This window comes from Pseudomonas sp. 05N36 (assembly GCF_056397385.1).
Window position 1 is genome coordinate 101,056 of record NZ_JBFTNH010000014.1, and the last position, 19,422, is coordinate 120,477.

General features: G+C 57.1%; 25 protein-coding genes and 4 tRNA genes. 19 read left to right on the top strand and 10 right to left on the bottom strand.

What is annotated here, in order from left to right; translation table 11 throughout:
- The first annotated feature begins 3 nt into the window (after positions 1 to 3).
- The 3 genes from AC1DIH_RS18640 (at position 4) to AC1DIH_RS18650 (ending at position 382) form a co-directional block, all read left to right on the top strand.
- A tRNA-Val gene (locus tag AC1DIH_RS18640) sits at positions 4 to 79 on the top strand.
- Between the two features lie 54 nt (positions 80 to 133).
- Positions 134 to 210: transfer RNA gene (locus AC1DIH_RS18645), tRNA-Asp, on the top strand.
- 95 nt (positions 211 to 305) lie between these two features.
- A tRNA-Asp gene (locus tag AC1DIH_RS18650) sits at positions 306 to 382 on the top strand.
- Positions 383 to 593: 211 nt separating this feature from the next.
- Here AC1DIH_RS18650 and AC1DIH_RS18655 read toward each other — a convergent pair.
- On the bottom strand, positions 594 to 1,877 hold the full coding sequence (locus tag AC1DIH_RS18655) for an NAD(P)/FAD-dependent oxidoreductase (RefSeq protein ID WP_477772809.1): 1,284 nt from the start codon (positions 1,875 to 1,877) through the stop codon (positions 594 to 596).
- Between the two features lie 184 nt (positions 1,878 to 2,061).
- On the opposite strand from AC1DIH_RS18655, the gene AC1DIH_RS18660 reads away from it, so the two are divergent.
- Together AC1DIH_RS18660 and AC1DIH_RS18665 are read left to right on the top strand one after the other, a co-directional pair.
- Positions 2,062 to 2,138: transfer RNA gene (locus tag AC1DIH_RS18660), tRNA-Val, on the top strand.
- A gap of 236 nt (positions 2,139 to 2,374) precedes the next feature.
- Positions 2,375 to 3,097, top strand: coding sequence for a metallophosphoesterase (locus AC1DIH_RS18665; RefSeq protein ID WP_477772827.1), 723 nt, complete (start codon positions 2,375 to 2,377; stop codon positions 3,095 to 3,097).
- Positions 3,098 to 3,102: 5 nt separating this feature from the next.
- Here AC1DIH_RS18665 and AC1DIH_RS18670 read toward each other — a convergent pair whose 3' ends face one another.
- Positions 3,103 to 3,294, bottom strand: coding sequence for a hypothetical protein (locus tag AC1DIH_RS18670; protein WP_477772810.1), 192 nt, complete (start codon positions 3,292 to 3,294; stop codon positions 3,103 to 3,105).
- A gap of 204 nt (positions 3,295 to 3,498) precedes the next feature.
- Between AC1DIH_RS18670 and AC1DIH_RS18675 the strand changes: the two genes are divergently transcribed.
- Together AC1DIH_RS18675 and AC1DIH_RS18680 are read left to right on the top strand one after the other, a co-directional pair.
- The gene (locus AC1DIH_RS18675) at positions 3,499 to 4,047 is read left to right on the top strand and encodes an NADPH-dependent FMN reductase (RefSeq protein WP_477772811.1); all 549 of its coding nucleotides are present in this window, start codon (positions 3,499 to 3,501) and stop codon (positions 4,045 to 4,047) included.
- Between the two features lie 159 nt (positions 4,048 to 4,206).
- A complete protein-coding gene (locus AC1DIH_RS18680) occupies positions 4,207 to 4,407 on the top strand; it encodes a hypothetical protein (RefSeq protein ID WP_054596642.1) in 201 nt (66 codons plus the stop codon).
- A 250-nt stretch (positions 4,408 to 4,657) separates the two neighbouring features.
- Here AC1DIH_RS18680 and AC1DIH_RS18685 read toward each other — a convergent pair whose 3' ends face one another.
- A complete protein-coding gene (locus AC1DIH_RS18685) occupies positions 4,658 to 5,374 on the bottom strand; it encodes an alpha/beta fold hydrolase (RefSeq protein WP_477772812.1) in 717 nt (238 codons plus the stop codon).
- Between the two features lie 171 nt (positions 5,375 to 5,545).
- On the opposite strand from AC1DIH_RS18685, the gene AC1DIH_RS18690 reads away from it, so the two are divergent.
- Complete coding sequence (locus AC1DIH_RS18690; RefSeq protein WP_477772813.1) at positions 5,546 to 6,001, top strand: DUF2214 family protein; 456 nt, start codon at positions 5,546 to 5,548, stop codon at positions 5,999 to 6,001.
- 227 nt (positions 6,002 to 6,228) lie between these two features.
- On the opposite strand, the gene csrA is transcribed toward AC1DIH_RS18690, so the two are convergent.
- On the bottom strand, positions 6,229 to 6,423 hold the full coding sequence (csrA, locus tag AC1DIH_RS18695; RefSeq protein ID WP_007920550.1) for a carbon storage regulator CsrA: 195 nt from the start codon (positions 6,421 to 6,423) through the stop codon (positions 6,229 to 6,231).
- 249 nt (positions 6,424 to 6,672) lie between these two features.
- Here csrA and AC1DIH_RS18700 point away from each other — a divergent pair, with 249 nt between their 5' ends.
- Entirely contained in the window at positions 6,673 to 7,038 is a 366-nt protein-coding gene (locus tag AC1DIH_RS18700) for an SPOR domain-containing protein (RefSeq protein ID WP_427531027.1), read from the top strand.
- Between the two features lie 14 nt (positions 7,039 to 7,052).
- Here AC1DIH_RS18700 and AC1DIH_RS18705 read toward each other — a convergent pair whose 3' ends face one another.
- The 3 genes from AC1DIH_RS18705 to AC1DIH_RS18715 all read right to left on the bottom strand — a co-directional run bounded on the left by AC1DIH_RS18705 (position 7,053) and on the right by AC1DIH_RS18715 (position 9,318).
- A complete protein-coding gene (locus AC1DIH_RS18705; RefSeq protein WP_477772814.1) occupies positions 7,053 to 7,745 on the bottom strand; it encodes an endonuclease in 693 nt (230 codons plus the stop codon).
- Between the two features lie 4 nt (positions 7,746 to 7,749).
- On the bottom strand, positions 7,750 to 8,031 hold the full coding sequence (locus AC1DIH_RS18710; RefSeq protein WP_103319777.1) for a DUF1654 domain-containing protein: 282 nt from the start codon (positions 8,029 to 8,031) through the stop codon (positions 7,750 to 7,752).
- A 198-nt stretch (positions 8,032 to 8,229) separates the two neighbouring features.
- A complete protein-coding gene (locus AC1DIH_RS18715) occupies positions 8,230 to 9,318 on the bottom strand; it encodes an asparaginase (RefSeq protein ID WP_103319779.1) in 1,089 nt (362 codons plus the stop codon).
- A 349-nt stretch (positions 9,319 to 9,667) separates the two neighbouring features.
- Between AC1DIH_RS18715 and AC1DIH_RS18720 the strand changes: the two genes are divergently transcribed.
- From AC1DIH_RS18720 to AC1DIH_RS18755, 8 genes are all read left to right on the top strand, one after another.
- The gene (locus tag AC1DIH_RS18720; RefSeq protein WP_477772815.1) at positions 9,668 to 10,123 is read left to right on the top strand and encodes a hypothetical protein; all 456 of its coding nucleotides are present in this window, start codon (positions 9,668 to 9,670) and stop codon (positions 10,121 to 10,123) included.
- A 232-nt stretch (positions 10,124 to 10,355) separates the two neighbouring features.
- Positions 10,356 to 11,309 (top strand): substrate-binding domain-containing protein, encoded by a 954-nt coding sequence (locus AC1DIH_RS18725; protein ID WP_477772816.1) that lies wholly within the window; start codon positions 10,356 to 10,358, stop codon positions 11,307 to 11,309.
- 57 nt (positions 11,310 to 11,366) lie between these two features.
- On the top strand, positions 11,367 to 12,920 hold the full coding sequence (locus tag AC1DIH_RS18730; RefSeq protein WP_477772817.1) for a sugar ABC transporter ATP-binding protein: 1,554 nt from the start codon (positions 11,367 to 11,369) through the stop codon (positions 12,918 to 12,920).
- A complete protein-coding gene (locus AC1DIH_RS18735) occupies positions 12,917 to 13,915 on the top strand; it encodes an ABC transporter permease (RefSeq protein ID WP_477772818.1) in 999 nt (332 codons plus the stop codon). Before AC1DIH_RS18730 ends, AC1DIH_RS18735 begins: the two co-directional genes overlap by 4 nt.
- 3 nt (positions 13,916 to 13,918) lie before the next feature.
- Positions 13,919 to 14,938 (top strand): LacI family DNA-binding transcriptional regulator, encoded by a 1,020-nt coding sequence (locus AC1DIH_RS18740; protein WP_477772819.1) that lies wholly within the window; start codon positions 13,919 to 13,921, stop codon positions 14,936 to 14,938.
- A gap of 23 nt (positions 14,939 to 14,961) precedes the next feature.
- Positions 14,962 to 15,879 (top strand): ribokinase, encoded by a 918-nt coding sequence (gene rbsK / locus AC1DIH_RS18745; protein WP_477772820.1) that lies wholly within the window; start codon positions 14,962 to 14,964, stop codon positions 15,877 to 15,879.
- Positions 15,876 to 16,280 (top strand): D-ribose pyranase, encoded by a 405-nt coding sequence (gene rbsD, locus AC1DIH_RS18750; RefSeq protein WP_347929555.1) that lies wholly within the window; start codon positions 15,876 to 15,878, stop codon positions 16,278 to 16,280. The genes rbsK and rbsD overlap by 4 nt, the downstream gene beginning before the upstream one ends.
- Positions 16,281 to 16,325: 45 nt before the next feature.
- Positions 16,326 to 17,354, top strand: coding sequence for a nucleoside hydrolase (locus AC1DIH_RS18755; protein WP_477772821.1), 1,029 nt, complete (start codon positions 16,326 to 16,328; stop codon positions 17,352 to 17,354).
- A 41-nt stretch (positions 17,355 to 17,395) separates the two neighbouring features.
- Here AC1DIH_RS18755 and AC1DIH_RS18760 read toward each other — a convergent pair whose 3' ends face one another.
- On the bottom strand, positions 17,396 to 17,599 hold the full coding sequence (locus AC1DIH_RS18760) for a hypothetical protein (protein WP_054596657.1): 204 nt from the start codon (positions 17,597 to 17,599) through the stop codon (positions 17,396 to 17,398).
- Positions 17,600 to 17,727: 128 nt separating this feature from the next.
- On the opposite strand from AC1DIH_RS18760, the gene AC1DIH_RS18765 reads away from it, so the two are divergent.
- Both AC1DIH_RS18765 and AC1DIH_RS18770 read left to right on the top strand, forming a co-directional pair.
- Positions 17,728 to 18,033: a hypothetical protein gene (locus AC1DIH_RS18765; protein WP_054598288.1), complete on the top strand. Its 306-nt coding sequence runs from the start codon at positions 17,728 to 17,730 to the stop codon at positions 18,031 to 18,033.
- Positions 18,034 to 18,195: 162 nt separating this feature from the next.
- Positions 18,196 to 18,510 (top strand): I78 family peptidase inhibitor, encoded by a 315-nt coding sequence (locus tag AC1DIH_RS18770; protein WP_477772822.1) that lies wholly within the window; start codon positions 18,196 to 18,198, stop codon positions 18,508 to 18,510.
- 72 nt (positions 18,511 to 18,582) lie between these two features.
- On the opposite strand, the gene AC1DIH_RS18775 is transcribed toward AC1DIH_RS18770, so the two are convergent.
- Complete coding sequence (locus tag AC1DIH_RS18775; protein WP_003179963.1) at positions 18,583 to 18,795, bottom strand: cold-shock protein; 213 nt, start codon at positions 18,793 to 18,795, stop codon at positions 18,583 to 18,585.
- Between the two features lie 293 nt (positions 18,796 to 19,088).
- Positions 19,089 to 19,388 carry a hypothetical protein gene (locus tag AC1DIH_RS18780; RefSeq protein WP_145021239.1) on the bottom strand — a complete coding sequence of 100 codons (300 nt, stop codon included), beginning with the start codon at positions 19,386 to 19,388 and terminating at the stop codon, positions 19,089 to 19,091.
- Between the last annotated feature and the right edge of the window lie 34 nt (positions 19,389 to 19,422).

Sequence of the window (19,422 nt, forward strand, 5' to 3'; positions counted from 1 at the left end):
AAAGGGTGATTAGCTCAGCTGGGAGAGCGTCTGCCTTACAAGCAGAATGTCGGCGGTTCGATCCCGTCATCACCCACCACTTCTTGAGTCTTGCGAAAGCAGGAAGGAAGCTGTAAAAAGCCTCCACCGACGCGCAGCGGTAGTTCAGTCGGTTAGAATACCGGCCTGTCACGCCGGGGGTCGCGGGTTCGAGTCCCGTCCGCTGCGCCATATTTTCCAGATCGGGTTTTCCCGGTTTGAGATTGAAAAGCCTGCAAGCTCTTCAATCCGACAAAGGTTCACACAGACGCAAGTCTGAGCGATACGCAGCGGTAGTTCAGTCGGTTAGAATACCGGCCTGTCACGCCGGGGGTCGCGGGTTCGAGTCCCGTCCGCTGCGCCATATCTGCCTCAAGGCCCGCTGAACGCCTTGAAGCACGAAGAGAGCCACTGGCTACTTCGAATCGATAGCAAAAACCCTGGTCGAAAGACCGGGGTTTTTTGTTTCTGGAATTTGGAGTCCGGATGTTGGCTCCCGCCATGTCAAAGTGGTGCTCAATTGCTCTTTCATAAAAAAACCGCCTGTGCAGGCGGTTTTTTGTGGGCGCTATAAATCAGAAATCGAACTTGTCTCGCAGGCCGTAATACCACGCGCCTAGCGCCGCAAACGGTGTGCGCAACAACTGGCCGCCCGGGAAAGGGTAGTGTGGCAGGTCGGCAAAGGCATCAAAACGCTCTGCCTGGCCACGCAAGGCTTCCGCCAGGACTTTGCCTGCCAGGTGTGTGTAAGTCACGCCATGGCCGCTACAGCCCTGGGAGTAATAGATGTTGTCGCCCAGGCGTCCGACCTGCGGCAAGCGCGACAAGGTCAGCAGGAAGTTGCCGGTCCAGGCGTAGTCGATCTTCACATCCTTGAGTTGCGGGAAGGCCTTGAGCATCTTCGGTCGAATGATCGCTTCGATGTTGGCCGGATCCCGGGCGCCGTACACCACGCCGCCACCGAAGATCAGGCGCTTGTCACCAGAAAGGCGATAGTAGTCGAGCAAGTAGTTGCAGTCCTCGACGCAGTAATCCTGAGGCAGCAGGCTCTTTGCCAGCTCTTCACTCAAGGGTTCGGTGGTGATCACCTGGGTGCCGCACGGCATTGATTTGGCAGCCAGCTCTGGAACCAGATTGCCCAGATAGGCGTTGCCGGCGACGATGATGAATTTGGCCCTGACCTTGCCTTGAGGCGTATGCACCACCGGATTGGCGCCACGCTCCATGCGTACGGCAGGTGACTGTTCGTAAATCGTCCCGCCCAGCGACTCGACGGCCGCGGCTTCACCCAGGGCCAGGTTGAGCGGGTGGATGTGGCCGCCACTCATGTCGAGCATGCCGCCCACGTATTGGTCGCAGGCGACGACTTCGCGAATGCGGCGCTTGTCCAGGAGTTCCAGCTGAGTGTGGCCGTAGCGCTCCCATAGGCGCTTCTGCGACTCCAGATGGCCCATCTGCTTGCGGGTGATGGCGGCAAACACGCCGCCGTCTTTCAGGTCGCACTGGATCTGGTATCTGGCCACGCGGTCGCGAATGATCTTGCCGCCTTCGAAGGCCATCTGACCGAGCATTTGCGCTTGCTTGGGGCCGACGCTGCGTTCGATCACATCGATATCGCGGCTGTAGCTGTTAACGATCTGGCCACCGTTGCGACCCGAGGCGCCGAAGCCGACTTTGGCTGCCTCCAGGACCGTCACCCGAAACCCGTTCTCCAGCAGAAACAGTGCGCTGGACAGGCCGGTATAGCCTGCACCGATGATGCAGACATCGGTCTCTACATCATCCTGCTGCAATGGGCGCGACGGGGCGGCGTTGGCCGACGCGGCGTAATAGGATTCCGGGTAAGGGATGTGCGCCATCCGGCAACCTCTGTTTAATATATTTTACGAGTGCGCCGATCCTACCTGAGTTGAAAATCGACTGCCAGCTACCCCGAAAATCTTCTTTGCCGGACCAAAATTAAATATTTTGCATATTCATAGGGTTAGGTGAAAAAAAGGTGTTGACACCCCTCCGGAATTCCGTAGAATGCCGCCTCACAGCAGGCACGTAGCTCAGTTGGTTAGAGCACCACCTTGACATGGTGGGGGTCGTTGGTTCGAGTCCAATCGCGCCTACCAAACAAAATCCGCTCTGCTGGGCGGTCTAGAAGGGCTCACCGAAAGGTGAGCCCTTTTTTGTTGCCTGCGATTTTTCAAAACTTTTGCAAGCCACCACTGCGATACACCTTCAAGTCGGCATTGCCTTCGCAAATGGCTGAGTTCGAAGCCTTCAAGGGGGGGTAGCATAAGAGTCGCAAGCGAGGCGAATACACTGGATTGAAAAGGGCCTTATGGACGGTACCGGGGGTGGCAGCATGACCCAGGTTCAGCGTTTCACAATCAACACCGCGGGCCGCGACTTTGCCGTGGGTGATATTCACGGCCATTTCACCAGGCTTCAGGCAGCACTTGATGCTGTCGGCTTCAACCCCGCAACCGATCGTCTGTTCAGTGTTGGCGACATGGTCGACCGTGGCCCTGAATCTACCGAGGTTGATGTGTGGCTGGCCAAGCCGTGGTTCTTTGCCGTGCAGGGCAATCATGAGCAAATGGCGGTCGATGGCCATCGGCTCAGCCATAAAGGCCAGGCCAGTTACCTGCACATAATCAACGGTGGTACCTGGCTGTACGGTCTGTCCAGCGCTGAGCAGACCTTCTATGTCGATCTGTTCACCGAATTGCCTATCGCAATTGAAGTAATGACGCCCATGGGGCCGGTGGGAATCGTGCATGCCGATTGCCCGTTCGATGATTGGGCGCAAATGCTTGGCGCCCTTGAGCGGGAGCAAGGCTCGACGCGGCGTAGTGTTCAAACGATCTGCCAGTGGTCGCGTACGCGCATTACCACTGAAAACAACACGGGCGTCACTGGCATCAGGGCGGTGATCGTCGGCCACACGGTGGTCCTTCAGCCGACCGTGCTGGGCAACGTCTACCACATCGACACTGGCGGCTGGATGGGCGGCCATTTCACGCTGATTGATCTGGCTACTCTCAAGTGTGTGCCGACGGTCAATCCAGAAATGCGCGGCCGGTGAGAGGGTTACGGGGCTGAGGAGGTTGTGTACTCCAGATACAGTCTTTCGAGAGCCTCTTGGTATTTATCTCCTGTTAAAGACTTTTTCAGGGTTTCCACGACTTCGAGTGCTGAAGCTGCAGCCAGGGCTTCGTTATCTCCCCGGCTTGCAGCGCGCAGTCGTGCTGCTGCAATGATCGCATCTTCAGTCGTTTGCATGATGTTGCCCTCGAAGTGCATCGGTTTCACTGATGCCGGCAGTCCACAATTAATTTTACCCCCGAGATCTGCCATGACAACCGGGCGGCCTGACCGCGAGGCAATCGAGTGCACCTGCCGATCGGGATTGCTCTCACGCTAAAGATGGCTTTGGCCTGCGTATGCGACAATTCATCCGTCCACCAAGTCATGGAGCGTATACACATGGTGCAACTGCTTGCGATCTCAGGAAGTCTTCGCGCAGCCTCTTCAAACTCCGCGTTACTGCGTGCTGCCGAGAGGCTCAGTCCTGAAGGGATATCGATCAGGCACTACCAGGAGGTGGGTCAATTACCTCATTTCGATCCGGATCTGGCTGACGATCCTCCGCAGATCGTCGCAGAGTTGCGTGGGATTATTGCCGAGGCGGACGGCATTCTGATTTCGTGCCCTGAGTACGCTCGTGGAATTCCGGGGTCGTTCAAGAATGCACTGGATTGGCTCGTGGCCAGTCAGGACTTTCCCGGCAAGCCGGTAGCACTTTTCAACGCATCGCCGCGGGCGAGTCATGCTCAGGCGGCGCTAAGGCTGGTGCTGGAAACGATGTCCGCGGTTATTGTCGAGCCCGCCTCGATAACAGTCGACTTGCTGGCAAAAGGAATGGATGAGGCAGACATCGCAGCGAGCCCGCAGATCAGTCAGCAAGTCGTTTCGGCCTTGGGCGCATTCAAAAATCAAATTGAGGGTGGTCTTTCTGGCACTGTTCCTGTCTGAGCCCGAATGTTTTTGGCCGATTGCCGATACTCGGAATGACAGCCTGTCGGTATCGACCTGAGGTTGTTGGGGCGGTGTGCGCCAACTGCCAACTCAAGTGCGGCATGTGCGTGGTTCGGGCGTAAAATAGCTGGGCTACCTCATCAAAAGGAGCCGCATATGAACTCCGACCAAATGAACAGACGTACGGCTGGAGAAAGGGTCGTTTGGGATCAGTATTTTTGTGCTGCGCTGATAGCCGAAAGCAATCTCACGGCGCCGACGATAGGGGGGTCGAAGTCGAGTCACGATGAGTGGCAGAGTCTATTGGTCGACAGGGCCAGGATTCTTGCTGACAAGATGATGGAACACCGGCAATAAACTGAGCCCAGCCATCGTGCTGGGCTCTTCACATGTGTCGGGTAACGAGCATTGCGCAGGCGAAAAAAAACCCGCAGGTGGGCGGGCTTTTGATCGATAGGGGCGTTGATCCTTCAACTGACGCAAGTGTGCTCTGCGGCTCAAGCCCAATCAACTGAATGGCGACGAAACGCAGTAATAAAAAAGCGGCATCGAGGCGTTGGCCGTGAGTATAGGTAAAGCGCGTCGAGTTTCTGTAGGAGTCGAAGTCTTACAGGCTGCTGATGAACGCGTTAATGCTTTTTGTGGCGTTATGAGGCGCTGCCTGAAGTGCGCAATGTGGAGCGTCCAGGTCGGTTATCCGTATATCCGGTTTTAGCTGCGAGATCAGCGCAGAGGCTGTCGCAAGTACCAGTCGATCATGAGTTGCGCGCAAGTAAAGGGTTGGAACGCTGACACACGAGAGCTCTTTTGCCACGTCAATAGTCAGGACGGCGCGCAACCGTGTACGCATCACCGAAGGTGAAACCAGCGATATCGCCCGATGCAATGAGCGGCGTAGCGCAGGGGTGGAAAAATGGCCCAGTAATAGTGCGCTGATCAAGCCGATAGGCACGTAGTGCAGTGGCAGGATATCCAGCAGAAAACTCAAGCCACGTAGTCGCGGTCGCGGGTTGCGTACAAACGTGCTGCACAATACGAGCCCTTTGAGTTGAGAGGGTTGCCGCGCTGCCAGTGAAATGGCAATCGGCCCCGAGAACGATTCGCCAAGCAAGACAAAAGGGCTGTCGGTTGGCAATGTCTTGAGCACGATTGACTGCAGCTCGACATAACTCAAGGGCTGGTCGTTGGGGTAACTCACGACGAGCGTGTTGAATTGCCCTTCCAGTGCCGAGAGTAAAGGTTCGAACAGTTCGCCTGTGCCATCCATCCCCGGGAGGAGAACCAGTGTGAGTGTTCCTGATGAATTCATCCCTGATGAGTTCATGCTCCGTTATCCCTGTATTGAGTGTGTGCATTCTCACCGATATTCACGTGTCCCCGATTTAAAAATTGCAGGTTTTCCTTGGGGAGTTCCGAGGTGCGTGCCTGCGAAGCCAGGCGTTTTGGGCTACTACTGACAGGCTGATTATTTTTCGTCTTGAAGGGGGGCAATTCGATGCTGGTTCACTGGTTTCTCGCCGCGGTCCATCTCTTGGCTTATGGCCTGGCGCTCTGGGGTGTTCTGACGCGTGGCATGGCTTTTCGTCGAGTGGATGCGGAGGGTGCGGGGGCTCGTAGTGTTTTGCTGGCAGATAACGTTTGGGGCGTCTGCGCATTGATTCTTCTGGTTACTGGCGGGATCCGTGCCTTTGGCGGGTACGAAAAGGGCGCGGACTACTACCTGCATCAACCGCTGTTCCATCTGAAAATGACGTTGTTCGTCATCATCCTGCTGCTTGAGATTGCACCGATGATGGCGTTGATCAAATGGCGGATCGCTTTGAGTCGAGGTACGCCGGTTGATGTCGGGCGGGTCCGTCTCTTTGCGCGGATCAGTCATATCGAGGCACTGTTGATTATCCTGATGGTCGTGGCCGCGACAGGCATGGCGCGAGGTGTGACGTTTGGATAGTCGGCTAGCGTTGCGCTATGACTTGGTGTGTCCAGGCCGGCTGTGAGGTTTTCACCGGGCTGAATCCGAATCGTCTGACAGTAAGGCTCATGGCGATGTCGTTAGTATCGGTATCACCGGCGTGTTGTTGCTGCGCCGTTGTCATGGAGAAGGCAGGGGTAGGCGCGCAGAATCTTTAGCCAGCCGTTGTCGTGAGAGAAAGGGCTGGCTACTGATTGCTGACGGGCTCAGGGGGTTTCGCGCTTGTCCGGCGCAGTAAGGCCTGCCTGGATACGTTGGTAGATTTCTTCGCGATGCACCGCAACGTCTTTCGGGGCATTAATGCCGATTCTGACCTGCTGGCCGCTAACGCCCAGAATGGTGATGGTGATGTCATCACCGATGTTTATGCTTTCACCGACTTTGCGGGTGAGTATCAGCATGATCTTCTCCTTGATAGCTTTGTAGGGCACCTGACTCAGACAATGCAGATGTCGGTAGTACCTATAGATTAGTGCGAAGTGTCACGGTTTGGGTGCCTCTTTCTGACGTGCAGACGCTGCATTAATTCCCAAGGTGCGACTATACAGAGGCGAGAAACATCATTCTCGTTGTTTTGAGGCCTGTTTACCGGGTAGCGAAGCATTTTCGGGTGATAAAATCCCGGCTTTTGGCATTCAGAGGGGAAGATTGTGCGCAAAATGGCGTTGGTGGTCGCGGTATTGGTATTGGCCGGATGTGGTCAGGAAAAGGCCGGGGAGTCGAAAAAACCTCAGGCGCCGGTCGTTTCTGCACCCGCTGTGGCGGCTGCCCCGCAATGGGATGTTCTGGTTCAGGGCGAGACCGTGCAGGCGATCAGCGATCTCACTGGCTGGCTGATCGAACACAGTTTTGTTTCCTACGTGGTCACGCAGGATGGTAAACAGCGCGTGCTGGTCGGGCCGTTCAACTCGAAAGCCGAAGCCGAGGCAAGGCAGGTCGAGCTGACTGCAGCACTGGCCAGGGCGAAGAAGATGAATATCGAATCAATGGTCATCGAGCACAGCACGGCTCAGTAATTGACGCCGCCTGATCAACCGCATGCCTTCATGTCGACGGGGCCGACGAACTGATTGCCGCGCCCCATCACGCACGCGACGCGCTGATTGCGTTGGCGCTCCCAGCTTTGTGCCGGGTAAGTCTTGTTCCAGGCTTCGTAGAGTTGCCGATCCTGTTTGGACAGTCGCAAACCGTATTGCTTGCTCATGTAGAAATAAGTGCGGGCGATCATCCCGCGAATGGACGGGCGGGGCATGACCTTCCTGGCCTTGAAGTCGACCTGGGTCAGGCACGAACCGTATTGCCCGGATTGCACGGGGAGCCAGCCGAAGCTGAAATTGCTGCGGTCCCCATTGACCTCGCCGATGCTTGGCACCAGGTTGTGCAGATCGGCCTCGGCACGCTGATAGGTCGGGTCGTGACGTGTGCAGTTCTGGCGACCACCCTGTTGCCAGCACTGGCGTTGGTGACCGATTTGCCATGCCGGAACGATGTGCTCCCATTCGATGCGTGCAGCGCGCTTCGCGTTTTTACGTGGCACGTAACCGCAGGCTTTGAGGTCGACCCGACTGCCCGTGTATTTGCAACCACAATAGAACTCTGTGGACTGTGGGGCGTAGAGTGTCCAGGCGACCTTTTTCGCTTCGTTGAAAGTGCGTGGCGCATCCGCCTGAGCACTGACGACAATGAAGAGCAACAACAGCAAAGCAAAACAGCGAACAATCATTGACTCAGTCTTCCTTCGGCACAACCCAGAAAATCTGCACGCCGCCATCGTCGCGATAAGCGAGGGTGACGTTGTCGTTCTCGGCGATTTCCTCGAGCAGGCGTTCCCATTCATCTACCGGCTCGTCGGGGAGACGGAAGATCAGGGCGGCCTTGGCTTTTTGGGCGGTCGGGGAGTTGATGATTTTTTGAACGCGCAAACCGAGTCGTTCGTAAGAGCCTGGAGGGTTAGTCGCTGCTGAAGAGGTCGTGGCCACGGGGTAATCCTTATTAAGCTGTACGTGCATACAGTATTTAACTGTAGGCGATTTCGCAACTGCTTAAAGTTCAAGAAATTCCTCTGACAGCGATTTTTTCCGTTTGCTGTAAACCGATTGGTGATTATTCAGAAGTAATGGCAGGGAAGGCGGGAGGGTAGATCACTCGCCCGAGCGGGCGAGTGGGGGGGGGCAAGCGTCCGACCGGATCCGGCCGGACGTAATGAATCAGTACTCCCAGAACATCCGTTGCAGCTCTTTACTGTCCGAGGTCTTGGTCAGTGCAACCATCGTCAGGATGCGGGCTTTTTGCGGGTTCAGGTCATGCGCAACGACCCAGTCATACTTGTCGTCTGGCTGTTCGGCGTTACGCAGGACAAAGCCGCCAGCATTGACGTGGGAAGAGCGAATGATCTGCACGCCATCCTTGCGCAGTTCCTGCAAGGTTGGAACCAGGCGCGAAGATACCGAGCCATTGCCGGTGCCGGCATGGATGATGGCTTTGGCGCCCGACTGGGCCAGGGCCTTGTAAGCAGTGCCGTCGACATTGCCATAGGAATAGGCGATTTCGACGTCAGGCAGGCTCTTGATGTTTTTGATGTCGAATTCCGAATCCATGGTGTGGCGCTTGGCTGGCAAGCGGAACCAATAGGATTTGCCTTCGATCACCATGCCCAATGGGCCCCATGGGCTTTTGAACGCTTCGGTCTTGAGGTTGACCATTTTGCTGACATCACGACCCGACTGAATTTCGTCGTTCATGGTGACCAGCACGCCTTTGCCGCGAGCATCTTTGCTACCCGCTACGGCGACGGCGTTGTACAGGTTGAGCATGCCGTCAGCCGACATCGCGGTGCCTGGGCGCATCGAGCCGACAACGATGATTGGCTTGTCGGTTTTTTCCACCAGGTTCAGGAAGTAGGCGGTCTCTTCCAGGGTGTCGGTGCCGTGGGTAATAACGATGCCGTCGACGTCTTTGCTGTCGGCCAGTTCGGCCACGCGGCGGCCCAGTTGCAGCAGGTTTTCGTTGGTGATGCTCTCGGAGGCGATTTGCATCACTTGCTCGCCGCGAACATTGGCCAGTTGGCTCAGTTCAGGGATGCCGGCGATCAACTGCTCGATCCCGACTTTTGCGGCCTGGTACGTAGCGCTGTTGGCTGAGCTGGCGCCAGCACCGGCAATCGTGCCGCCTGTAGCGAGGACGACCACGTTTGCCAGTTTCTGTCGGGTTTCGACTTCTTTTGCTTGCAGTGCAGTGGGGAGGAGCAGCAGGAGGGCCAAAGCGCCCGGAATAAAGGTGTTGAAGGCAGATTTCATTGTTTTCTCTCTAATAGTGATGACGGTGCTGATGCAGGTTCATCTAGAAACACCCCAAGCACATCTGTATGCCGGGGTACCCAATAAGAGCAGGATCTGTACCAGTCATATCCTGGATTTGAAATTCTTTTAACCTTTTGATTTTTATAGATTTATTTTTTTTGGTGGTGATGCTCAAGGCGATAGTCGTCCGGGTTTCCGAATATGTGCAATGGAAGCGTTCGGCTGTCCGAAATCTCCTACAGTGCAAATCTAGGATTTCCCACATTTTTGAATGGGAATTAATGCTAAAGAAAACCGCTCAGGGGTCGATGATCCTTTCAGGATCATTTTTTGTGCAGGAGCTTATATGTCCATTTCAGTTGGTTTTCCAAACGCGGGCGGCATCACGATTGGCGGTAAATCGCTCGCTACGATCAAGGCATTGAACGACGCGACGACAGACGCCGCGACGCAACTGGCGGGTGGCAAGGAAGGTGACAGCAAGCAAGTCAGGACAGGCCCGGTAGGGCAAACCCCAGATGCGGAGACCCAAGCGGATGACGGTGGTAACCAAAGCATCACGGTGAAGATGCTGCTCAAGCGTATGAAGGAACTGCAAGAACAATTGCGCCAGCAACAGCAGCAACTGGAGGCTGCCCAAGCGGCGTCATATCCGACACCGGAAGCCAAGACCACCGCGGTCATGGCGATTCAGGGGCAGATCGCTGAAACCAACGGTGCGCTGATGGAAGTAGCCAGCAGCCTGGTCAAGGAACTGGCCAAGGGAGCCGGTAGCGGATCGGTGGTCAACACCACGGCATAATCGGCATTGCCGTTTTTTTGCCAAGCAGACCACAAAACGGTTTTTTCTGACCGTTGACAAATGTCAGCAGGGTTCGCATAGTTCGGTCTACGCAAACGTTTGCGCGAGCCGGTCGACGGTTTGATCCCAGTTGGCCGGCGATCCTCGTTCCCACGTATCAGAGCGCTGGTGAACGGATTTGAAGCGTATGCATAAGCGTTGCTCACAATAATCATAAGATCGGAGTGAACTCATGAAGCTGCCATTCGCTGGACGTCTTCTCGCTGTCGCTATGCTGGCTGCCGCATCCGCCGCTTTGCCCCTCTCTTCGGCCTTCGCCGACACTGAAAAACCGAAAGTCGCGCTGGTCATGAAGTCCCTGGCCAACGAATTCTTCCTGACCATGGAAGATGGCGCCAAGGCTTACCAGAAAGAACATTCTGCCGATTTCGACCTGATCTCCAACGGGATCAAGGACGAAACAGACACCGCTGGCCAGACGCGCATCGTCGAGCAAATGATTCTGGCCAAGGTCAATGCGCTGGTGATTGCGCCAGCTGACTCCAAAGCGATGGTCCCGGTGATCAAGAAGGCCATCGATGCCGGTATCACCGTGATCAACATCGACAACCAGCTGGACCCGGCCGTCGTCAAAAGCAAGAATATGACCGTACCGTTCGTAGGCCCGGATAACCGCAAAGGCGCGCGTCTGGTCGGCGAGTACCTGGCCAAACAGCTGAAGGCCGGTGACGAAGTCGGCATCATCGAAGGAGTATCCACCACCACCAACGCCCAGGCTCGCACCGCTGGCTTCAAGGATGCAATGGAAGCGGCGCAGATCAAGGTCGTCTCGTTGCAGTCCGGCGACTGGGAAATCGATAAAGGCAACAAGGTGGCCGCCTCGATACTCAGCGAGTACCCGCAAACCAAGGCCCTGCTGGCGGGTAACGACAGCATGGCGGTCGGTGCCGTTTCGGCGGTGYGCGCAGCAGGCAAGGCGGGCAAGGTGCAAGTGGTCGGTTATGACAACATCAATGCCATCAAACCAATGCTCAAGGACGGCCGCGTATTGGCGACTGCCGATCAGTTTGCCGCCAAGCAAGCAGTGTTCGGCATTGAAACCGCACTGAAAATACTCAAGGGCGAGAAGGTCGACAGTGGCACCAACGGCGTAATCGAAACTCCGGTTGAGCTGGTTACCAAGTAATCATTCTGGCGACACAACGGCGCTCGCTCGCAAGGGCGAGCGCATGGAGAGTTTTCTATGTCAGTTTGTGCCCCGAACGCGGTCCTTTCGGTCAGCGGTATCGGCAAGACGTATGCGCAACCGGTATTGACCGGCATTGACCTGACGCTGATGCGTGGTGAAGTGCTGGCGTTGACCGGCGAGAACGGTGCTGGCAAAAGCACGCTGTCGAAAATCATTGGCGGGCTGGTCACTCCGACCACCGGCCAGATGCAATTCCAGGGGCGCGATTACCGTCCTGGCAACCGAACCCAGGCTGAAGCGCTGGGCATTCGCATGGTCATGCAGGAGCTCAATCTGCTGCCGACCTTGTCTGTCGCGGAAAACCTGTTTCTCGATAACCTGCCCAGCAGGGGCGGCTGGATCAGCCGCAAGCAGCTACGCAAAGCGGCAATCGCCGCGATGGCTCAGGTCGGGCTCGATGCGATCGATCCGGACACGCTGGTCGGTGAGCTGGGGATCGGTCATCAGCAAATGGTCGAGATCGCACGCAACCTGATCGGCGACTGCCATGTACTGATTCTCGATGAGCCAACAGCGATGCTGACGGCTCGCGAAGTCGAGATGCTCTTTGAGCAAATCATCCGCCTGCAAGCCCGCGGAGTGGCGATCATTTATATTTCCCACCGTCTGGAAGAGCTGGCGCGGGTTGCTCAGCGCATCGCGGTATTGCGTGACGGCAATCTGGTCTGTGTCGAGCCGATGGCCAACTACAACAGCGAGCAACTGGTCAACCTGATGGTCGGCCGCGAATTGGGCGAACACATCGATCTCGGTCCGCGGCAGATCGGCGCGCCGGCCCTGACTGTCAAAGGGTTGAGCCGTTCGGACAAGGTTCGCGATGTATCTTTCGAGGTGCGCAGCGGCGAGATTTTCGGAATATCCGGTTTGATCGGGGCAGGGCGCACGGAGTTGCTGCGGCTGATTTTCGGTGCCGATGCGGCAGACAGTGGCACGGTCGCGCTGGGTTCGCCGGCGCAAGTGGTGAGCATTCGTTCGCCCGCCGATGCTGTCGCTCACGGCATTGCCCTGATCACTGAAGATCGCAAGGGCGAAGGCCTGCTACTGACCCAGTCGATCAGCGCCAACATCGCCCTGGGCAATATGCCGGTGATCTCCAGTGGTGGCATCGTCAATTCTGGTGACGAGATGGCGCTGGCGCAGCGTCAGATCGATGCCATGCGCATTCGCAGTTCCAGTCCTGCACAACTGGTTAGCGAGCTGTCGGGTGGCAATCAGCAGAAGGTGGTAATCGGCCGCTGGCTTGAGCGTGAGTGTTCGGTGCTGTTGTTCGATGAGCCGACTCGCGGCATCGATGTCGGTGCCAAGTTCGATATTTACGCATTGCTCGGCGAGTTGACGCGCCAGGGCAAGGCGCTGGTGGTGGTTTCCAGCGATCTGCGCGAACTGATGTTGATCTGCGACCGTATTGGCGTGTTGTCGGCCGGACGCTTGATCGACACCTTCGAGCGCGACAGCTGGACTCAGGATGATTTGCTTGCCGCTGCTTTTGCCGGCTACCAAAAACGTGATGCGTTGCTCCATGAAGCGGCGCCTAGGGATCTCCCATGAAAACTGCAATGTCTGCTGGCAAACCTGTAGTGTCTGCTGGCAAGCGTAGTGGCAATTTTTACGGCCTCGGTACCTACCTGGGCCTGGCCGGTGCCTTGCTGGCGATGATTGCGTTGTTCTCGGTCTTGAGCAGCCATTTCCTCTCTTATGACACCTTCAGCACACTGGCCAACCAGATCCCGGACCTCATGGTGCTGGCAGTCGGCATGACGTTCGTGTTGATCATCGGCGGCATCGACCTCTCGGTGGGTTCGGTGCTGGCCTTGGCAGGCTCGACGGTCAGCGTGGCGATCCTCGGCTGGGGCTGGAGTGTCTTGCCGGCAGCGCTGCTGGGCATGGCCGCCGCAGCAGTGGCCGGGACCATTACCGGTTCGATCACCGTGGCCTGGCGCATTCCGTCGTTCATTGTTTCGCTGGGTGTGCTGGAGATGGCTCGCGGCGTTGCCTATCAGATGACCGGCTCGCGCACGGCCTATATCGGTGATGCCTTTGCCTGGCTGTCCAATCCGATTGCCTTGGGTATTTCACCGTCATTCATTATCGCGTTGCTGGTTATCTTCATCGCCCAGGCGGTGTTGACCCGTACCGTGTTCGGTCGCTACCTGATCGGTATCGGCACCAACGAGGAAGCTGTGCGTCTGGCGGGTATCAACCCAAAACCCTACAAGATCCTGGTGTTCAGCCTGATGGGGTTGCTGGCGGGGATTGCCGCGCTGTTCCAGATTTCGCGTCTGGAAGCGGCGGACCCGAATGCCGGTTCCGGCCTGGAGCTGCAAGTCATCGCTGCCGTGGTGATCGGTGGCACCAGCCTGATGGGTGGTCGTGGTTCGGTGATCAGCACCTTCTTCGGCGTCCTGATCATTTCTGTATTGGCGGCCGGGTTGGCGCAAATCGGCGCGACCGAACCGACCAAACGTATCATCACCGGCGCGGTGATCGTGGTCGCGGTGGTGCTGGACACCTACCGCAGCCAACGTGCAAGTCGACGGAGCTGAATCATGGCAACGATCAAGGATGTAGCTGCGCTCGCGGGGATTTCCTACACCACGGTTTCCCATGTGGTGAACAAGACCCGGCCGGTCAGTGAAGAGGTTCGGCTCAAGGTCGAGGCCGCGATCAAAAGCCTGGACTACGTACCCAGCGCCGTGGCGCGCTCGCTGAAAGCGAAAACCACTGCGACCATCGGTCTGCTGGTGCCCAACAGTCTCAACCCGTACTTCGCGGAATTGGCCCGTGGTATCGAGGATTACTGCGAGCGTAATGGTTATTGCGTGATCCTCTGCAACTCCGATGACAACCCGGACAAGCAGCGCAGTTACCTGCGTGTGCTGCTGGAAAAACGCATCGACGGGCTGATTGTCGCGTCCGCCGGCGGCGATAGTGGGTTGGCGCAAGGGCTGGCAGGCGTGCGTACGCCGATGGTGATCGTCGACCGTGGGTTGGAGGGGCTCGATGCGGACATGGTGCGCATCGATCATGAATACGGTGCTTATCTGGCGACCCGGCATTTGCTCGAACTGGGCCATCGCGACATCGCCACTATTGGCGGTCCGGCACATACCAGCGTGGCGCAGATGCGTTTGGCAGGTTACTGCCGGGCCTTGCAGGAGGCAGGCGTCGAAGTGCCGAAAGAGTGGATGCTCGAAAGCGATTTCACCAGCACCGGCGGTTACAACGCGGCGGCCATCTTGCTGGAACAGAACCCGCCCAGCGCAATTTTTGCCGGCAACGACATGATCGGTATCGGCGTACTGCGGGCCGCCGCCGAGCGCAATATCCGGGTACCGAGCGAGCTTTCGGTCATCGGTTTCGACGATATCCAGATGAGCCGTTATGTCTATCCGGCACTGACCACCGTCGGCCAGTCGATCCTGGAGCTTGGAGAAATGGCTGCGGAGGTACTGTTGCGACGAATCGCGACACCTGAACTGGCGACCGATCAGCGGATCGTGAAGCCCAGCATTGTCATGCGAGAGTCGACCGCGCCGCTGGCCGGCGTATTCGACCAATACCGCTGAAGCGAATTGATGAGTAGGGATGTATGCCAGCAAAAGTAGTGGTTGTAGGCAGTCTGAACATGGACCTGGTAACCCGCGCCCAGCGGTTGCCGCATGCCGGAGAAACGCTGCATGGTGAGTCGTTTGCCACCGTGTCGGGCGGCAAGGGCGCTAATCAGGCGGTCGCGTCTGCCCGGCTGGGTGCACAGGTATCGATGATCGGCTGCGTGGGTGACGATGCTTATGGCGAGCAGTTGCGTGCAGCGCTGCTGGCAGAGCAGATCGATTGTCAGGCGCTGACATCGGTCGAGGGTTCCAGCGGCGTGGCGCTGATCGTGGTCGATGACAACAGCCAGAATGCGATTGTCATCGTTGCAGGGGCCAACGGTCAGCTGACACCTGGCATGGTCGCGGGGTTCGATGCGGTGCTCGCGGCGGCCGACGTGATCATCTGTCAGCTGGAAGTGCCGATGCACACGGTTGGTTATGTCCTCAAGCGCGGTCGTGAGCTGGGCAAGACGGTGATCCTCAATCCGGCGCCGGCAACGAGCCCATTGCCGGCCGACTGGTATTCGTCAATCGATTACCTGATCCCCAACGAAAGCGAAGCGTCGGCCCTGAGCGGTTTGCCGGTGGACTCACTGGAGAACGCCGAACTGGCCGCGAGCCGATTGATCGCTGCCGGTGCCGGCAAGGTCATCATCACGTTGGGCCCCCAGGGTTCATTGTTCGCCAACGGACAGAGTGTCGAGCACTTTCCGGCGCCCAAGGTCAAGGCAGTCGACACCACTGCGGCTGGCGACACCTTTGTCGGTGGTTTTGCCGCGGCCCTGGCCTCTGGCAAAAGCGAAGTCGAGGCCATTCGTTTCGGTCAGGTCGCCGCGGCTTTATCGGTGACTCGGGCCGGTGCGCAACCTTCGATTCCTTCCTTGTCAGACGTACAGGCCTTTAAAGCATCATGAAAAAAACACCCTTGCTCAATATCGCGTTGTCACGGCTGATTGCCTCTCTGGGCCATGGCGACATGCTGGTGATCGGCGATGCCGGTCTGCCGGTGCCGCCCGGGGTTGAGTTGATCGACCTGGCATTGACCCAGGGCATTCCGGATTTTGTCAGTACCTTACGCGTCGTGCTCAGTGAGATGCAGGTGGAAAGCCACGTGCTGGCCGAAGAAATCCTGCTCAAGCAGCCCCCGGCGCTGCAGGCGATCGACGAATTGACGGCCAATGCTGCGATGGGCCAGCGGCGGTTGCTGAGTCATGAAGAGTTCAAGCTACTTAGCCGACAGGCGCGGGCGATTGTTCGTACGGGCGAATGTCAGCCGTACTGCAACATCGTGCTGGTCGCAGGGGTGACTTTCTAGTCCGCCATATCCCGATTCGATTTATCCACGCACAAGGAGTGCGCAATGTACCGCTATGCTCAACGACTGCATCACCTGATCCGGAGTCTGCTGCTTTTGTCCTTGCTCACCGCTACAGGCGCCCACGCGGCGGAAAAGATTGACCTGATCATCGACACCGATCCAGGTGCCGACGATGTGGTGGCGCTGCTGTTTGCCCTGGCGTCACCCGAAGAACTGAACATTCGTGCACTGACCACCGTTGCCGGTAATGTACGCCTGGACAAAACCTCGCGTAATGCGCGGCTGGCCCGCGAGTGGGCAGGGCGCGAAGAGGTGCCGGTCTATGCGGGCGCACCGAAACCGCTGATGCGCACGCCAATCTATGCCGAGAACATTCATGGCAAGGAAGGCCTGTCAGGTGTCACGGTGCACGAGCCGAAGAAAGGTCTGGCCAAAGGCGATGCAGTCAGTTACCTGATCGACACGTTGCGCGCGGCCAAGCCTCACAGCATCACTATCGCAATGCTCGGGCCGCAGACCAACCTGGCGCTGGCATTGATTCAGGATCCGGAAATCACCCAAGGCATCAAGGAAGTGGTGATCATGGGCGGCGCGCACTTCAACGGCGGTAACATTACCCCGGTGGCCGAGTTCAATCTGTTCGCTGATCCGCATGCAGCTGAAGTGGTCCTCAAGAGCGGCGTCAAGCTGACCTATCTGCCGCTGGACGTCACCCACAAGATTCTGACCAGTGACACTCGCCTGAAGCAGATTGCCGCGCTGAACAACAACGCCAGCAAGCTGGTGGGCGATATTCTCAATGAATACGTCAAAGGCGACATGGAGCACTACGGTATTCCAGGTGGTCCGGTGCATGACGCCACGGTGATCGCGTACCTGCTCAAGCCTGAACTGTTTACCGGTCGTACGGTGAATGTGGTGGTCGACAGTCGCGAAGGGCCGACCTTTGGCCAGACCGTCGTTGACTGGTACGACGGCCTGAAAGCCCCGAAGAACGCGTTCTGGGTTGCGAACGGCGATGCCCAGGGCTTCTTTGACTTGCTGACGGCGCGTCTCGCCCGTCTCAAGTAAGCCATGCCCCGCAGGTGTCAGCCTGCGGGGTTTTACTCCCTTTACGTGTGTGCGGCGCCCATGTCGTCGATGGGGTACTTCTCGAATACCTGTTCGATGAACTGTTGAGCGGCTTTCGTGCCCAGGTCCTTGACCAGCAGGTCTATGCCAATGATTGCCAGCTCTTCCGGGGTGCTGGGGCTGTAAGAGCTGTGGCCTTGGGGCCAGCTGACTTTGATGTCGGCGTCGATGGTCACGGTGGTCATGAGTGTCTCGCGAGGTCGGGAAGTCTGTCTGTTGAGTTAACCACCTTGCGCAGCTTTTGGCACTCCGACTTAGGCATGAACGGAGGGCTATGCGACACTTGGGCTTTGTAGATTTCAAGGACAGTGCTGTGCAGATCGATTTGAATACCCCGGACGGCTTGACGCTAGAGGCAGTGCGCCAGCTGCTGGCGTCTGCCAGCGACGATACGCACACCCAGTTGCGGGTCACCAAGTCAGGGATTGCCTACATATCGTCCGGTGTTGTTGGCGGAACGGATATCGACGGGCTGCTGTTTCGCCTTGAGACGTGGGCCAAGGGCTCCGGGTATGTAGGCATGGTTGCCGCCAGTGATGAGGTCTGGGTAATGCAGATATTCAACGCATTGAAGCAGAACTGGCCGAAGCCACCCTTTGATTACATCGATATCTATTGAGCCTGCTCATATTCAGTCACGATTGCGCACTGAACAGCAGGTGATAGCTCAGGCAAACTTGCGTGTTTGACGGCTTGAGGGTAGGGGATGGCTCTGACCATGAAACCAAATGCCCAAACGTCTGTCGCACGTATGCAGTTCAACTATTGAAAAGGAGGCGTCATGCCTTGGAAGCTCGCGTCATTGGGTACTTTGTTGGCCGCCGTCATGTTGGCAGGTTGCAGCAGTACCTCCGAGTCGGCAAAAAGCCCTGTGGTGGCCGAGGCTGGTAGCGGCCGTTGTGAGGCAAAGGCTGCCGAATTCACCATTGGCCAAAAGGCTTCGCCAGAATTGCTGGAGCAGGCCCGCACGCGTTCCGGGTCGCAGACTGCACGAGTCCTCAGGCCGAACGACATGATCACTCTGGAATACCGTTCGGATCGTTTGAACCTCAACACCGACGCCAGCCTGATCATTACCCGCGTCAACTGCGGCTGATCGCTTCAGGCTTTTGTTGCGCCCATAAAAAACCCCGTCACATGGACGGGGTTTTTTTAGTGCGCCAGGAAATTACTCTGGGCGAACTTGTGCAGCTTGCATACCCTTTTGGCCTTTCTCAGCCACGAAGGAAACGGTTTGGCCTTCTTTCAGGCTTTTGAAACCGTCGCTTTCGATAGCTTTGAAGTGTACGAACAGGTCGTCACCGCCACCTTGAGGAGTGATGAAGCCGAAGCCTTTTTCATCGTTGAACCATTTAACGGTGCCGGTTTGGCGATTAGACATGGTGTATCTCCAAGAAACATATATTTTCAGTAGTGCTGTGCTGCTCAGGCCAACTGGGCACACCGGAGTATCATAGTCGAAATGTTCGATTTGGGAGCCCCCCGGACGTGCTGTTTGCCTTCGCATCGTCTGTTCTTTGTCGCTGTATATGGCTGGAAGCCCCGGTTTAAAAGGCCTGCAGCCAAATACATGTCCTGTAAAAAAAGCTGTAAAAGCTGCGTAATTTGTCTGAAATAGCGGGTTTTCGGCGGTTTTCTACTCGCCAAAGGCGTTGTTTTCAGCCCGGCGGCAGCTTATTTAACGACTCTGCAGGCCGCAATGGCGTCCAGCGCCTTGGTTCGCAGCTCCGCACTCGGCTGTTTCGTCTTACTCATCAGCTCGCTGATTTCGGCCGTTGTAAACTTCTCGTTCAGCTTGTCCGCGCCACAGGCACAATGCTGTTCGGCAGTCTTCTGGTCGACGCTCTGACTGGCGGCACCAACGCAGTCCTTCATATAGCTTTCGCGAACCCCAGCAGGCCAGGCAGCCTGCGCGCTCAGCGGGAGCAGCATGATCAGTGGGGAGGCAAGGGCGATAAGGCGGATAAGACGCATAGCTGGAACTCCGTGAGGTCGATAATGTGTGGCG

What these genes read in the sequence shown, in the direction of transcription:
- AC1DIH_RS18655 (WP_477772809.1), bottom strand. Translation starts at nt 1,877, where the DNA reads ATGGCGCACATCCCTTACCCGGAATCCTATTACGCCGCGTCGGCCAAC.
- AC1DIH_RS18665 (WP_477772827.1), top strand. Translation starts at nt 2,375, where the DNA reads ATGACCCAGGTTCAGCGTTTCACAATCAACACCGCGGGCCGCGACTTT.
- AC1DIH_RS18670 (WP_477772810.1), bottom strand. Translation starts at nt 3,294, where the DNA reads ATGCAAACGACTGAAGATGCGATCATTGCAGCAGCACGACTGCGCGCT.
- AC1DIH_RS18675 (WP_477772811.1), top strand. Translation starts at nt 3,499, where the DNA reads ATGGTGCAACTGCTTGCGATCTCAGGAAGTCTTCGCGCAGCCTCTTCA.
- AC1DIH_RS18680 (WP_054596642.1), top strand. Translation starts at nt 4,207, where the DNA reads ATGAACTCCGACCAAATGAACAGACGTACGGCTGGAGAAAGGGTCGTT.
- AC1DIH_RS18685 (WP_477772812.1), bottom strand. Translation starts at nt 5,374, where the DNA reads ATGAACTCATCAGGGATGAATTCATCAGGAACACTCACACTGGTTCTC.
- AC1DIH_RS18690 (WP_477772813.1), top strand. Translation starts at nt 5,546, where the DNA reads ATGCTGGTTCACTGGTTTCTCGCCGCGGTCCATCTCTTGGCTTATGGC.
- csrA (WP_007920550.1), bottom strand. Translation starts at nt 6,423, where the DNA reads ATGCTGATACTCACCCGCAAAGTCGGTGAAAGCATAAACATCGGTGAT.
- AC1DIH_RS18705 (WP_477772814.1), bottom strand. Translation starts at nt 7,745, where the DNA reads ATGATTGTTCGCTGTTTTGCTTTGCTGTTGTTGCTCTTCATTGTCGTC.
- AC1DIH_RS18710 (WP_103319777.1), bottom strand. Translation starts at nt 8,031, where the DNA reads ATGCACGTACAGCTTAATAAGGATTACCCCGTGGCCACGACCTCTTCA.
- AC1DIH_RS18715 (WP_103319779.1), bottom strand. Translation starts at nt 9,318, where the DNA reads ATGAAATCTGCCTTCAACACCTTTATTCCGGGCGCTTTGGCCCTCCTG.
- AC1DIH_RS18720 (WP_477772815.1), top strand. Translation starts at nt 9,668, where the DNA reads ATGTCCATTTCAGTTGGTTTTCCAAACGCGGGCGGCATCACGATTGGC.
- AC1DIH_RS18730 (WP_477772817.1), top strand. Translation starts at nt 11,367, where the DNA reads ATGTCAGTTTGTGCCCCGAACGCGGTCCTTTCGGTCAGCGGTATCGGC.
- AC1DIH_RS18735 (WP_477772818.1), top strand. Translation starts at nt 12,917, where the DNA reads ATGAAAACTGCAATGTCTGCTGGCAAACCTGTAGTGTCTGCTGGCAAG.
- AC1DIH_RS18740 (WP_477772819.1), top strand. Translation starts at nt 13,919, where the DNA reads ATGGCAACGATCAAGGATGTAGCTGCGCTCGCGGGGATTTCCTACACC.
- rbsK (WP_477772820.1), top strand. Translation starts at nt 14,962, where the DNA reads ATGCCAGCAAAAGTAGTGGTTGTAGGCAGTCTGAACATGGACCTGGTA.
- rbsD (WP_347929555.1), top strand. Translation starts at nt 15,876, where the DNA reads ATGAAAAAAACACCCTTGCTCAATATCGCGTTGTCACGGCTGATTGCC.
- AC1DIH_RS18755 (WP_477772821.1), top strand. Translation starts at nt 16,326, where the DNA reads ATGTACCGCTATGCTCAACGACTGCATCACCTGATCCGGAGTCTGCTG.
- AC1DIH_RS18760 (WP_054596657.1), bottom strand. Translation starts at nt 17,599, where the DNA reads ATGACCACCGTGACCATCGACGCCGACATCAAAGTCAGCTGGCCCCAA.
- AC1DIH_RS18770 (WP_477772822.1), top strand. Translation starts at nt 18,196, where the DNA reads ATGCCTTGGAAGCTCGCGTCATTGGGTACTTTGTTGGCCGCCGTCATG.
- AC1DIH_RS18775 (WP_003179963.1), bottom strand. Translation starts at nt 18,795, where the DNA reads ATGTCTAATCGCCAAACCGGCACCGTTAAATGGTTCAACGATGAAAAA.
- AC1DIH_RS18780 (WP_145021239.1), bottom strand. Translation starts at nt 19,388, where the DNA reads ATGCGTCTTATCCGCCTTATCGCCCTTGCCTCCCCACTGATCATGCTG.